The sequence below is a fragment of the Actinoplanes sp. NPDC026623 genome (genome assembly GCF_040638275.1).
Lineage (GTDB): Bacteria > Actinomycetota > Actinomycetes > Mycobacteriales > Micromonosporaceae > Actinoplanes.
The window spans coordinates 1-12,753 of sequence record NZ_JBEZXZ010000238.1 but is presented as its reverse complement, the minus strand read 5'-3'; the positions used below and the strand labels follow the sequence as shown (position 1 = coordinate 12,753).

The window sequence follows — 12,753 nt, the reverse complement described above, 5'->3', positions numbered from 1 at the left end:
ACCGGGTAGGGCCGGTCGTGGAACGGCCGGCGCGTGGGGTCGACGGCGCCCGCGATGCCGAGCCGGTTCTGCCACCGGCCGGCGCCCTCGTAGGCGTCGCACAGCGCCGCCTGCCGGCGCGCCGGGTCGCGGGCGTCCAGGGCCTCGCCCAGGGCCGCGCCGATCCCGGCGGTGCCGGGCAGCCGGGCGAACGCGGTGCCGAGCCACTTGCCGTACGGCGGGTAGCGGCGGCCGAGCAGCAGGCACAGCCGCATGACGTCCCGGGCCAGCCGGGCGGCGATCAGGCGGCTGCCGAGCTCGTCGCCGGCCTCCGCGGTTCGCCCGACGAACGCCTCCTCCTGGGCGACGCGGGTCCACTGGGCGGCCAGCAGGTGGCGCCACACGTCGTCGGGGTACCAGCGCAGCCGGGCCCGCAGGCCGGTCAGCTCGCCGGTGTCGTCGTGGAAGACCTCGCCGCCGGTGGCCTCGCCCAGCAGCTGGGCGGGGGTGGCCAGCCAGTCCAGGTCGGTCACGCCGCGGCGGGCGTCGAAGCCCAGCAGCTCGGCCGACCAGGTCGCCACGTCGGTGATGTGCACCCGGTGGGCGACCGGCCCGGTCGTGGCGGTCATGACCCGCACCCGGGCGCCGGCGGGCTCGAAGTTGGTCGGCCGGCCGTGGATCTGCTTCGGCAGCCGGTCGGCGAGCAGCGCCGACAGTGCCGAGCCGTGCCGGGCGGCGTCCTCGGCGGTCAGGAACAGCTCCAGCCGCGGGCCCCAGTCGTGGTCGGCGGAGCGCTCGGAGTCGAAGCCGAGCACCTCCGAGCCCGCGCCCACCCGCGCGGCGGCGTGCGGCAGGCCGGGAAACCCCCGGTCCAGCAGCGGGCGCACCGCCTCCACATAGAAATCCCGGCACAGCCGCAGTCCGGGAAGGAAGGACGGCGACCGATCCGTTGTCGAGGACATGCCCAACGGAAGCACACCGTTCGATCTTCGGTAAACCAATGTCAATCCGCGTGCAGGTGGGTGCGCCGGCCATCGTGGTCGAGGATGCAGAGCATTTCCGCCGGGCCGTCGTGCGCGCCGAAGGAGTGCGGGACCATCGTGGAGAACTCGGCCGCCTCGCCGGTCCCGACCAGGATGGTCCGCTCCCCCAGCCGCAGCATCACGGTGCCGGACAGCACCGTGAACCAGTCCCGGCCGGGGTGCACGCGCAGGTCGGCCGGGGCCGGCCTGGTGACCCGGATCTTCGCGACGGCAACGCCGCCCGGCCCGGACTCGCGCGACAGCAGCCAGGTCGTCCTGCCCCGCGCCTCGTCGCGGTGCGGCCTGATCACCACGTCATCGTCGTCGACGGACTCGACCAGGTGGTCGAGGGTGGTGCCCAGGGCCCGGGCGATCGGCGCCAGCTGGTCCAGGGCGATCCGGCGGTGCCCGGTCTCGATCCGGCTGAGCGTCGACGGGCTCAGATAGCAGCGGGAGGCCAGGTCGTCGAGGGACCAGCCCCGGGCCGCGCGCAGGCCGCGGATCCGCTGGCGGACGATGGCGTCGAGCTCCCCGTCTTGCGTCATACGCAAGACTGTATGTCATCGACGCAATCCGCGGCTATCGTCGGCTCATGGGAAATCACCACCACGGCCACGGCCACGGCCACGATCACCACGACACCGACGCCCTGCCCGCCCTGCTCGATCTCGACGCCGAGGTGCTGCACGCGTACCTGAAGGACCTGACCGACCAGGTCCACGAACTGACCGGCGGCGCGCCGCGCCGGATCCTCGACCTCGGCTGCGGGACCGGGACCGGGACGCTCGCCCTGGCCGAGCGCTTCCCCGAGGCCGAGTTGATCGCGGTGGACCTGTCGCCGGAGATGCTGCAGCGCCTGCGGGATTCCGCCGCGAGGGCCGGCGTCGCCGACCGGATCAGGACCGTGCGGGCGGACCTCGACGAGGGCTGGCCGGACGTCGACGGCGTGGACCTCGTGTGGGCTTCGGCGTCGCTGCACCACGTGGCCGACCCCGACCGGGTCCTCGCCTGCGTGTTCGCCGCGATCCGGTCCGGCGGCCATCTCGCCGTCGCCGAGATGGCGTCCATGCCGCGGTTCCTGCCGGACGACGTCGGCGGCGGCCTCGAGGACCGGCTGCACGCCGCCCTGGCCACCCGGCACGCCGAGGAGATGCCGCACCGCGGCGAGGACTGGGGACCACGCCTGCGCAAGGCCGGATTCACCGTGCAGGCCTCGCAGGACGTCACGATCGAGTTGACCGCCCCGCTCCCGGCCGGCGCCGCCCGCTACGCGCAGGCGACGCTGACCCGCCTGCGATCCGGCCTCGAGGACCAGATCGGCGCCGACGACCAGGCCACCCTGCGCCTGCTGCTCGACGGCGACGGCCCCGGCAGCCTGCTGCACCGCGGTGACCTGCTCGTACGCGCCGAGCGCAGCACCTGGTTGTGCCGGCGCCCGTAATTCGGTTGCCCGGGGCGCGGCGGCACGCCACGATGGCACCCATGATGATCACTGAGCTGAAGGGCGCGTGCGCCCTCGCGCGTTGACCGCCCCGACGCGGCGCCGAGTCGCCGCCGACCTCGATTACTGGCACCGAGCGGTCGACATCCGGCGGGAGTGGCGGGACTTCGGTCTCGCCACCGAGCCGGCCGACCGCGACGCCGCCGAAGAGACCCTGACCCGCCTGTACCGGCGGCACGGCCGGGACCGGCCACGGTTCGCCTGGGTCGGCTCGCCCCGCGACGCCATGCCGCTGGTGGCCGGGGTCCCCTCCCACGACGACCTGCAGCGGTGGCTGCGGCCCCGGCGACCACCGGGCCGCCCGCCGCTGGCCGGTGACATCGCCGCCGGCTGGTCGCGGCTGCGGGCCGCCCTCGACGAGGGCGCCGATCCCCGGCTCGGCCCGCTGCGCCAGCCCGGCAAGGACGCCAAGCCCTGGCCGGTGCTGCCCCCGCCGAACGCGCTGGACGCGGGCGTCCCGCTCGGCGAGGTGCTGCGCCAGGGCGTCCGCGGCGCGCTGCGGACGATCCTCATGGACAGCATCGTCCTTCCGGTGCGCGCCACCCTGGCCGCGCCGGGCCGCTTCCCCGTCGCCTGGTGGGGACAGCAGGACGCCTACTGGATCGGGCACTACGACGTGCTGCGCCGGCTCGGGCTGGCACAACACGGACCGGTGGTCAACAACCGCCTGGACGACTGGGCGACCCTGGCCCGCTCCTGCGGCTGGTGGTGGCCGGGCGAGGAGGTCTGCGTCGTGACCGAGCGCCCCGCCCGGATCGAACCCATCCCGTTGCCCGACGACAATCTGCCGCAACCGGCCCAGCCGGCCATCACCTACCGCAACACCTGACCGTACGGGGGATCGGCCGGGCCGGCTCAGCGCCCGGCCAGGACGGTTCCCTCGTCAGGCACGACCACCGGCTCCGGGACGTGGTCGTCCCGGGCGCCGGTGCGTTCGGCGCCGATGCCGGCGGCCACCACGAAGGCGACGCCCGCCACCGGCGCCCAGCCGGGCACCTGGCCGAGCAGCACCAGCCCGATCACCAGCGCGAACGCGGGCTCCAGACTCATCAGCGTGCCGAACGCGGCCGCCGTCAACCGGCGCAGGGCGAGCAGTTCGAGGATGAACGGCACCACCGGCAGCGCGATCGCCAGGCCGATCCCGATCAGCAGCATCTGCCAGGTGATGCCGGCCAGCACCGACGGGCCCACCACCAGCGTCGCCACGAGACCCGCCACCGGCATCGACACCGCCAGGCCCTGCAGCCCCGAGACCTCGTCGCCGACCCGCTGGGTGAGCAGGATGTAGGCCGCCCAGCACACCGCGGCCGCCAGCGCGTACCCGACGCCGACCAGGTCGATCCCGCCGTGCCACGGCTCGGTCAGCAGGACAACGCCCACCGCCGCCAGCACCGGCCACACCTTCGTGCCGCGCCGCCCCCGGATGACCGCGACCGACAGCGGTCCGAGGAACTCCAGCGCGCTCGCCGTGCCGAGCGGCAGCCGCGCGATCGCGGCCATGAAGAGCATGGTGACGCTGGCGGTGACGATGCCGAGGGCGACGCAGATCAGCAGGGTCCGGCGGGTGAACGCGCGCAGCCGCGGCCGGACGAGCACCAGCAGGATCACCCCCGCCCAGGCCAGGCGCAGCCACGCCGCGCCCTCGGTGCCGACCCGGTCGATCAGCCCGACGGACACCGCGAGGCCGAACTGAACGAGGAGCATCGAGGCGAGCGCCATCGCCGTGCCGGTCCGTGCCTCTGTTCGCATGGACCCAGTACAGCCGCTCCGAACGTTCACGTCCACGTGCTAATCCTGGACTTACCGTTCGGCTTTGCTTGATAATCGACGGATGGACACCCGGCGCCTGCGACTACTGCTCGAACTGTCCCGGCTCGGCTCGATGCGCGAGGTCGCCGAGGAGATGCACGTCACCACCTCGACGGTGTCCCAGCAGCTCGCCGTCCTGGCCCGGGAGGCCGGCACGCCGCTGATCGAGCCGGACGGGCGCCGGGTCCGGCTCACCCCCGCCGGTCGCCGCCTCGCCGAGCACGCCGTCACCATCCTGGCCGCGGTCGAGGCCGCCCGGCTCGACCTGGACCCGTCCGCGGAACCCTCCGGCGACCTGCGGGTCGCGGGCTTCGCCACGGCGGTGCGCCGCTCCCTGCTGCCGATCGCGGCCACCCTGGCCGGGACCCACCCCCGGGTACGCCTGCTGATCCACGAGCACGAGCCGTTCGAGGCGTTCGAACTGCTGGCGACCGACCTGATGGACCTGGCGCTGACCTACGACTACAACCTCGCGCCGGCCGCGTTCGACCCGGCGCTCACGGCGATACCGCTCTGGGAGGCGCCCTGGGGACTCGCCGTGCCCCGCGACGCCGAGGCCACCGAGTTCGCCGGGTTCCGGGACCACGACTGGATCGTGAACTCCCGCAACACCGCCGACGAGGACGTGGTGCGTACCGTCGCGTCGCTCGAGGGTTTCGTGCCGCGGATCGTGCACCGGGCGGACAGCCTGGACCTGGTGCAGGACCTCATCGTCGCCGGGCTGGGCGTCGGGCTGCTGCCGATGGACGGGCCGATGCTGCCCGGCGTACGGCTGCTGGCCCTGCCCGATACGCCGGTGCTGCTGCGCAGCTACGCGGTGACGCAGCGCGGCCGGACCGGCTGGCCCCCGCTGGCCCTGATGCTGCGCCTGCTCGGCGCCCATTGACGCGTTTTCCGATGGGTCCCCCGCCAGAATCGGCGGGCTCGTCGCCGGCGCCCGATGCGCGCCAGGCTCCAGGCGGCAGGAACACCGATTTCCTGATGGACAGCGGCCGATCAGGCGCGGAGCGCGGCCCAGCCGAGCGCGGCAAGCGCCGCCGTCGAGGTCAGCGTCCGGAGCACGTTCCACCGCACCCAGGCGGTCTCGAAGGCGGCGCGCGCGGCGGCGACGTCCGTGTCCGTCGTCGAGGCCGCCCTGCTGAGCGCGTCGTTGAGCGGCACGTTGCCGACGACGGTGACCGCCACCGTGGCGACGGTCAGCGCCAGACCGGCGATCAGCCACGGCCGGGCCGCCGGCGGGCCCGCTATCGCGGCGGCCGCCGCCAGGATCGGCGCGCCCAGGAAGGTGAGCATGAAGACCGGGTTGACGATGGACTGGTTCACCTGGTCCAGCGTGGTCACGAAGGTGTGGTCGTCGACCCGGGCCAGGCCGGGCATCACGCCGCAGGCCCACACGTAGTAGGTGCCGGCCTGCAGCCCGGCGGCGACGATGGCGGTGATCAGCAGCGGGGTACGAACGGTTTCGGTCATGGCTCAACCCTCGCCGCGGGCGAGGCGCGGGGCCATCGCCGTGACGCGCGGCGGCATATGCGGCCGTCTCGTTTACCCTACGAGGCGTGGACGGACTCTCCGCGCTGCTCGAAGGTCCCCGCGCCCGCGGCGCCTTCCTGGTGCGCTGCCTGATGGCGGCGCCGTGGGCGATCCGGTTGGCGGACGAGGTCCCGATCAGCCTGACCGCCGTGGTGCGCGGCGCGGCCTGGGCGCTGCCCGACGGACGACCGCCGCTGGAGCTGACCGCCGGCGACGTCGTGGTCGCGATCGGCCGGGAGCCCTGGACGCTCGCGGACAGCGCCACCACGCCCGTGACGGTGACCATCCGGCCAGGACAGCAGTGCTACGCCCCCGACGGGCGCGGCCTGACCGAGGAGTACGACCTCGGCGTGCGCAGCTGGGGCAACAGCATCGCCGGCGACACGGTCCTGCTCAGCGGCTCCTACCTCGTCGACGGCGAGGTCAGCGGGCGGCTGCTGCGCGCGCTGCCGACGCTTGTCATCGTCACCGAGAAGGAGCTCGACTCGCCGCTGATCCCGCTGCTGGCCCGCGAGATCGTCCGCGACGACCCCGGGCAGAACGCCGTCCTGGACCGGCTGCTCGACCTGCTGCTCATCGCCGTACTGCGGACCTGGTTCTCGCGTCCCGACGCCGCCGCCCCCGGCTGGTACGCGGCGCAGGGCGACCCGGTCGTCGGGCCCGCGCTGCGCCGGCTGCAGGACGATCCGGGCCGGCCCTGGACGGTCGCCTCCCTCGCCGGCACGGCGGCCGTGTCACGCGCGACCTTCGCCCGCCGCTTCACCGAGACGGTCGGCGAACCGCCCATGGCGTTCCTGACCGGCTGGCGGCTCGCGCTCGCCGCCGACCTGCTCACCGATCCCGCCCTGACCCTGGAGGCGATCGCCCGCCGGGTCGGTTACAGCACGGCGTTCGCCCTGAGCTCCGCGTTCAAACGCCAGTACGGCGTGAGCCCGCGCGAGTACCGCGACCGCCACGCCGCGCGTCTGCTGCCCGCGTCCTAGGGAGGCCTCCGGAGTCACCGTCGGGTTGACGCCGTGCCTGACCATTGCCGAATGGAATCGGCAGAGACGAGGACATCAGCGTTCCGGCCCGGAGCCACGGCGGTGCGCCGCGACGTATTCAACGGCAGGGTCTGGTCGGCTGCGCCGCATCGCGTCGTCGACGACGACGGCACCGTGTTGCGGCTCGCCTGCTGGCCCGGCATCGAGAGCATGGCTCCGACGACCTGGATCCACTGGCTGATCACGGGCGACGACACCGTTCGCAAACAGGCGATTCCCAATCTGGTCCGGGGCCGGTGGCAGCTGGGTCCGTGGGTCTGGCGCGACAACACGGTGGTCAGCTGGTTCGGCGTCGATCCGGATTTCAGCATTCACCTCTTCACACCGGTCGACAGCGGCGCCTCGCACTGGTACGTCAACTTCGAGCGGCCCGTGCGCCGCACCGCCATCGGCATCGACACCTGCGACCTGATGCTCGACCTGGTTGCCGACCCCGATCTGCGGCGGTGGTCGTGGAAGGACGAGGACGAGTACGCGCAGGGCCGCCGGCTCGGCCTCATCACCGACGCCGACCACCGGCGGGTGTCGCCGGCGAGGGAGCGGGCCGTGGCCCTGCTCGAGACCCGCGGCGGCCCGTTCGCGCAGCACGCGTCGCGCTGGCAGGTGCGGGCGGACTGGCCGATCCCGGTGCTGCCGCCGCAGGCGCTCAGCACGCCGGCGACGCCGTGAGCGTCCTCAGTCCCACCACATCCGCCAGACCGGCGCGTCCAGGAGGCCGGCCGCCAGGCCGGTGAGGGTGTCCGCCCGGTAGAGGTCGTACTCACCGTCGTTGTAGAGGCGGTATTCCCAGGCCAGGGCCAGCGCCAGCGCTTCCGGCCGGGTGGCAGGCGGCCGGGCGACCGCGTACTGGAGGGTCGTTCCGGTCAGGACGACCGGCTCGGCACCGTACCGGTGATGCCAGTGCCGCATGATCGCGGCGTGTTCCGCCGGGGCGGGGTACCTGTTCCAGCCGCCGTAGTGCAGGGTCACCGGCACCAGCCACGGCTCGGCCAACGGAACCAGGGCCACGAACACCCTTTCCGGTCGCCCCCAACTGGAGGGCAGCTCGAATCCCGGCCGTTCCGGATCGCCGGGCCAGGTCCCCGCCCCGGCCAGTTCGGAACGGAGGGTCGCCGCCAGGTCCGGTGGGTAGCCGCGCAGTCTCCGCTCGCCGTCCTCGGCCAGCAGCGCGGCACCGTCGAGCCGGTATGCCTCGGCGAGCGATTCGGCCACCGTGGCATCGGTGTACGAGTCGGCGAGGTATTCGGGGGTACCGGCCTCGACCAGAAGTGGCCAGAGTCCGCTCGCCGGATACGTTCGCCGCAGCCGCTCCCACCACCGCAGGGCGGCATCGCCCTCGGACGGGAATCCGGCGATCTCCGCACCGGACGGCGTGACGAACAGCGGTTCGGCCGCGGGCGTGTCGAACATCCGGCAATGTTGATCGAGTTCGGTCAACCGGTCAACGCCGGCGAGACCCCACGGAGGAGCCGGCATTGCACCCGTGAGGGTCGCCGGCGGGGTGGTCAGCCGGCCCGGCGGCGGGCCCGGCGGGCCGCGAGTTCGTCGCCGGCGGCGGGCTCGGACGGCAGGTTGGTGCCGACCGGCTGCGGCCCGGACGCCTGCTCGGCGGGCAGGTGCGACAGCGAGCCCTGGATCTCCTTGAAGGCGCCGCCGATGGCGATGCCGAACACGCCCTGGCCGCCCTGGAGCAGATCGACGACCTCCTCCGGCGACCGGCACTCGTAGACGGTGGTGCCGTCGGAGATCAGCGTGATGCCGGCCAGGTCCTCGACGCCGCGCGAGCGCAGCGTCTCGATGGCCCGGCGGATGTTCTGCAGTGAGACGCCGGCGTCCAGCAGGCGTTTGACGACCTTGAGGACCACCAGGTCACGGAACGAATAGAGCCGAGAAGTGCCGGAACCCGTGGCATCCCGGACGCTGGGCACGACAAGGGTCGTCCGAGCCCAGTAGTCCAGCTGGCGGTAGCTGATACCGACCGCCTGACAAGCCGTCACTCCGCGATAACCGGTAACGCCGTCCTCGCCGACAAGCGGACCCTCATCAGAGTCTGACTCGTGCACGCGACTACCTCCCCGCTGCGCGGTGCCGCTTCACCTGGACTTCACGAGCGTATAACTCAGCGCGCCGCGAAACAGGGAGGTAATGCCGCGACACGCCGCGTACGGACGACGGGGCCTTGGTGATCGTCGATGCCACGAACTAGCCGGCGAAGTCCTCGGGACGGACCTGATCGAGGAACTCGCGGAACTTCTCGACCTCGTCCTCCTGCTCGTCCGGAATGACGATGCCTGCCTCCGTCAGCACCTGGTCGGCGCAGCGGATCGGGGCCCCCACGCGCAGGGCCAGGGCGATCGAATCGCTCGGCCGCGCGGAGACCCGCAGGTCGTCGCCGATGAGCAGGTCGGCGTAGAACACGTTCTCCTTGAGCTCCGTGATCTCCACGGCCTTCAGCGGCGCCTGCAGCGCCGCGAGGACGTCCCGGAGCAGATCATGGGTCAGCGGCCGGGCCGGCTTCACACCCTGCTGCTCGTAGGCGATCGCGGTCGCCTCCACCGCGCCGATCCAGATCGGCAGGTAACGATCACCGTCGACCTCCCTGAGCAGGACGATCGGCTGGTTGCTGGGCAGCTCCACCCGAACACCGACCACGCTCAGCTCGCGCACTGCCCGCCTCCGTGTCGCACGTCGTACCCGCCCCGTTAAGCCGCCCGAAGGGCGACCATCAGGCTGTTTCACGCCTATCCTGCACGGTACACGGACCCCCGGGGGGCGGCGCCACGCGTTGCCCGTGTCTCAGGCTTCCCCGGCCCACCCGGGCGAAACCTCAGCGGCCGAGGGTGTCCCGCAGTCCGGCCCGCACCAGTGCCGCGTGCAGCCGCTGGGAGAGTGCCTGCAGCTCACGCGCGGTCTCCGCGGCCCGGGCCCGGGCCGCGGGGTCGTGCTGGCGCATCAGCGGCGTCAGCAGCTGGGCGAATAGCCCGACCTCGCGGTCGGCGCCGGTGCGGAACGACCGCAGGTGACGCAGCTCGAGTCCGTGCCGGACCAGCCCGACCACCGCCTCGACGATCACCACGGCGTCGCCGTCATACCAGCCCGGCGGCCGCGACGTGACCAGGCCGATCTGCTCCAGCTCGGAGAGCATCTGCTCGGCGATGCCGGTGCGCTCGACCAGGTCGGCCCGGGACACCCGGGTGTCGGCGGAATCCGCCGGCACCTCGGCCTCCGAGCCGACCGCCACCAGCGACGGCCGCCGGTGGGTCAGCGGGTCATCGCCGCGTTCCTGAGCCTCGAGCTGCTCGCGGATGACCCGGAGCGGCAGGTACTGATCGCGCTGGGCGGTCAGGACGAACCGCAGCCGGGCCACGTCGTTCCACGAGTACTTGCGGTAACCGGAGGCGGTGCGCTGCGGGTCCACCAGCCCCTCCGCCTCCAGGAACCGGAGCTTGGAGATCGTGGTGTCCGGGAACTCGGTACGCAGCTGGGCCAGCACCTCCCCGATGCTCATCAGCGCACTTTCACGGCCGCCCTGAGCGCGAGGGCTCTGGTGGTCGTGTGCGGCCGCCCCCGACGGGTTCACGCCCCGCTTCCCTCGCCCTCCGGCCGGGGACCGGCGATGAAGACCAGCCGGAACTTGCCGATCTGGACCTCGTCCCCGTTGCCGAGGGTGGCGGACTCGACCCGCTCCCGGTTGACGTAGGTGCCGTTCAGCGAGCCCACGTCGCGGACGGTGAAGGTGCCACCGTCCCGGTGGAATTCGGCGTGGCGGCGCGAGACCGTCACGTCGTCGAGGAAAATGTCACTGTCGGGATGGCGCCCACTCGTGGTCACGTCATGGTCCAGCAGGAACCGCGCACCCGCATTGGGGCCGCGGCGCACGACCAGCAGCGCCATTCCGGGCGGCAGCGAACCGGACATCCGGCTCGGTACCACGTCGGTCTCGGGGCCCTCGAGCACCTCGTCGAGCGCACCGAGGTTCAGCGTGGACGTGACGTCGAGTGGGGGAAACTCGTCGTCTGGGCGCGTCATCGGACCACCTCACGGATCTTTCTCGGTCGCCGCCCGACGACGCGGAGTTTGCGAACCGGACCCGGGTCCGGAGCGCAGCGCCCCCCGCCGCTGCCCGGAGGTCCGGACGGCACGACTATTGGTTTCGAAGTAATAACAGTTCTACATGTGCCCCGCGAGCCTAGTCAGCAGCTATATGGCGGGCAACCAGACGCGCGGGCTATTCAGCTGTCGGTCAGAGCCTTGTAGGCCTCGGCGTCCAGCAGAGCATCGAGGGCAGCGGGATCGTCCGGGGCGATCTCGACGAGCCATCCCGCCGCATACGGCTCGGCATTGATCAGCTCCGGCTCGTCGGCGAGGCTGCCGTTGCGCGCGATCACGGTGCCCGCGATGGGCGCGTAGATCTCGGAGACGCTCTTCGTCGACTCGATCTCGCCGAGTGAGTCACCGGCCCGCACCGCCGTGCCCTCGTCGGGCAGCTGCACGAACACGATGTCACCGAGCGCGTCCTGCGCGAAGTGGGTGATGCCCACCCGCACGGGCCCGGAGCCGTCGCCGGCCACCCACTCGTGTTCGGCCGTGTACCGCAGGTCCTCAGGAATCACACATTCCTCCGTTGACAAGCGCGCCCGCTCATTTGACCGGGCGCGCGTACTGCAGGCTGGTGGGCTGACGCACCGCGGTCACCTCGACCGTGCTGCGTTGCTCCATGGTCACGTTACCGCCGGCCTGGCTCACCGAAGCGACCACCCCTCCGGGGATCTGCAACGCCGTCTGCATGGTCGACGGCACCCCGATCACCCGCAGCGTGTAAGGACCGCTGAGCTGTTTGCCGTCGACGATCACGTCGCCGCCCGCGGCATCGACGAAATACGATGAGGCGACGATCCGCACGGCGACCCCGTTGGCACCGACGATCTCCATCACCTCGCCGCCCGCGCCGCGCAGTTCCTGCACGGCGTTGAGGATCTGCGAGGCCTTGACCGGCTGGCCACGGGGGTCGATCTGGATGTGCAGCCCGGGCCCGTGCGCGGCCAGCGTGCCGGAGAGCAGGCCGAGTTCGTCGGCCCGCTTGCCGGCCTCGGTCAGCGCGGCCTGGCGCCCGGCGACGCCGGAGGTCAGCTGCCGCTGGCTCTCCTCGAGGTTGTTGATCTCCTGCTGCAGGCGCTGGTCGCGGGCCTCGAGGTCGCTGAGGATGCCGACCAGATCCTCCTGGCGCGCGGTGGCCAGCCCGGCGTCGGCGTCGTTGCTGCGCAACTGCACGACCAGGGTGTAGCCGAGCAGCGCGAGCAGCACCCAGATCAGCGCCCCGGCCGAGGTGATCTTGCGCTCCTTCTCCCGTTCCCGGGCGGGCTCCCCCGTCGGCGCCGGCCCGGAAGCCCCGGCGGTCACCGGTACGGGTGACTCCGCCGGCGCGTCCTCGCCCGCGATGCCCAGCGGCGCGCCCGGCTCGTCCCGCTCCCCGGAGTCCGTGCCGCCGGCCACCGGCGACTCGTCCGCCGGCGCCTGCGGTGCGGCGGCGCGCTCCGCCCGCTGGGGCTCGGCGAACCAGGCGTCCGGTGCGGTCGCGGCGGGCGGGGTCCGCGGGAGCGTGGAGGTGCGCGGCGCGAAGAACGGCGGCTGCAGCCGCACCGTCTCGCCGTCGTCGGGACTCCTCCGCGGCGACGGCTCGTCAACGCCGCCGGCCGGCGGCGTCCCCGCCGAGGCCGGCGCGGCAGCGGTGTCCGGCGGCGTCAGGAGCGTGGTGGCCTCGTCATCGCCGGTAACGGCGGGCCAGGCCCCGGCCGGCTCGCCGGCGTCCCCCACGGCCGGCTCAGCCGGCGGCGACGAGGCGGGTGGATCCGCCGCGGCCGGGCCGGCC

Annotated in this window: 16 protein-coding genes; 5 read left to right on the top strand and 11 right to left on the bottom strand. The window is 72.9% G+C overall.

The genetic code is table 11. From position 1 onward, the window contains the following. Positions 1–941: DUF4037 domain-containing protein (locus tag AB0F10_RS39760; protein ID WP_360637886.1), on the bottom strand; the 941-nt coding region annotated here is incomplete at its 3' end. A gap of 41 nt (positions 942–982) precedes the next feature. Then, positions 983–1,546 carry a helix-turn-helix transcriptional regulator gene (locus AB0F10_RS39755; RefSeq protein ID WP_360637883.1) on the bottom strand — a complete coding sequence of 188 codons (564 nt, stop codon included), beginning with the start codon at positions 1,544–1,546 and terminating at the stop codon, positions 983–985. A 47-nt stretch (positions 1,547–1,593) separates the two neighbouring features. Here AB0F10_RS39755 and AB0F10_RS39750 point away from each other — a divergent pair, with 47 nt between their 5' ends. Then, a complete protein-coding gene (locus AB0F10_RS39750; RefSeq protein WP_360637880.1) occupies positions 1,594–2,442 on the top strand; it encodes a class I SAM-dependent methyltransferase in 849 nt (282 codons plus the stop codon). Positions 2,443–2,524: 82 nt separating this feature from the next. After that, positions 2,525–3,331: a DUF6745 domain-containing protein gene (locus AB0F10_RS39745; RefSeq protein WP_360637877.1), complete on the top strand. Its 807-nt coding sequence runs from the start codon at positions 2,525–2,527 to the stop codon at positions 3,329–3,331. A 26-nt stretch (positions 3,332–3,357) separates the two neighbouring features. Here the strand turns inward: AB0F10_RS39745 and AB0F10_RS39740 are convergent, their stop codons facing one another. Beyond that, positions 3,358–4,251: an EamA family transporter gene (locus AB0F10_RS39740; protein WP_360637874.1), complete on the bottom strand. Its 894-nt coding sequence runs from the start codon at positions 4,249–4,251 to the stop codon at positions 3,358–3,360. An 82-nt stretch (positions 4,252–4,333) separates the two neighbouring features. Between AB0F10_RS39740 and AB0F10_RS39735 the strand changes: the two genes are divergently transcribed. Beyond that, positions 4,334–5,197, top strand: a complete 864-nt coding sequence (locus tag AB0F10_RS39735) for a LysR family transcriptional regulator (RefSeq protein ID WP_360637871.1) — start codon at positions 4,334–4,336, stop codon at positions 5,195–5,197. Between the two features lie 110 nt (positions 5,198–5,307). Here AB0F10_RS39735 and AB0F10_RS39730 read toward each other — a convergent pair whose 3' ends face one another. Next, positions 5,308–5,781 (bottom strand): anthrone oxygenase family protein, encoded by a 474-nt coding sequence (locus tag AB0F10_RS39730; protein WP_360637868.1) that lies wholly within the window; start codon positions 5,779–5,781, stop codon positions 5,308–5,310. A gap of 86 nt (positions 5,782–5,867) precedes the next feature. Here AB0F10_RS39730 and AB0F10_RS39725 point away from each other — a divergent pair, with 86 nt between their 5' ends. Both AB0F10_RS39725 and AB0F10_RS39720 read left to right on the top strand, forming a co-directional pair. Next, a complete protein-coding gene (locus AB0F10_RS39725) occupies positions 5,868–6,824 on the top strand; it encodes an AraC family transcriptional regulator (RefSeq protein WP_360637865.1) in 957 nt (318 codons plus the stop codon). Positions 6,825–6,926: 102 nt separating this feature from the next. Further along, positions 6,927–7,553 carry a DUF402 domain-containing protein gene (locus tag AB0F10_RS39720; RefSeq protein ID WP_360637862.1) on the top strand — a complete coding sequence of 209 codons (627 nt, stop codon included), beginning with the start codon at positions 6,927–6,929 and terminating at the stop codon, positions 7,551–7,553. Between the two features lie 6 nt (positions 7,554–7,559). Here the strand turns inward: AB0F10_RS39720 and AB0F10_RS39715 are convergent, their stop codons facing one another. The 7 genes from AB0F10_RS39715 to AB0F10_RS39685 all read right to left on the bottom strand — a co-directional run. Further along, on the bottom strand, positions 7,560–8,294 hold the full coding sequence (locus tag AB0F10_RS39715; protein WP_360637859.1) for a DUF4253 domain-containing protein: 735 nt from the start codon (positions 8,292–8,294) through the stop codon (positions 7,560–7,562). A gap of 95 nt (positions 8,295–8,389) precedes the next feature. Further along, the gene (locus AB0F10_RS39710) at positions 8,390–8,947 is read right to left on the bottom strand and encodes a MerR family transcriptional regulator (protein ID WP_360637856.1); all 558 of its coding nucleotides are present in this window, start codon (positions 8,945–8,947) and stop codon (positions 8,390–8,392) included. Between the two features lie 139 nt (positions 8,948–9,086). Beyond that, positions 9,087–9,551 carry a bifunctional nuclease family protein gene (locus AB0F10_RS39705; protein WP_360637853.1) on the bottom strand — a complete coding sequence of 155 codons (465 nt, stop codon included), beginning with the start codon at positions 9,549–9,551 and terminating at the stop codon, positions 9,087–9,089. 160 nt (positions 9,552–9,711) lie between these two features. Continuing rightward, the gene (locus tag AB0F10_RS39700) at positions 9,712–10,392 is read right to left on the bottom strand and encodes a MerR family transcriptional regulator (RefSeq protein WP_360637850.1); all 681 of its coding nucleotides are present in this window, start codon (positions 10,390–10,392) and stop codon (positions 9,712–9,714) included. A 68-nt stretch (positions 10,393–10,460) separates the two neighbouring features. Beyond that, a complete protein-coding gene (locus AB0F10_RS39695) occupies positions 10,461–10,913 on the bottom strand; it encodes an FHA domain-containing protein (RefSeq protein ID WP_184994731.1) in 453 nt (150 codons plus the stop codon). 203 nt (positions 10,914–11,116) lie between these two features. After that, positions 11,117–11,497, bottom strand: a complete 381-nt coding sequence (gcvH, locus tag AB0F10_RS39690) for a glycine cleavage system protein GcvH (RefSeq protein WP_360637847.1) — start codon at positions 11,495–11,497, stop codon at positions 11,117–11,119. Between the two features lie 28 nt (positions 11,498–11,525). Further along, positions 11,526–12,753 (bottom strand): DUF881 domain-containing protein (locus AB0F10_RS39685; protein ID WP_360637844.1); only part of this gene is annotated, 1,228 nt, incomplete at its 5' end.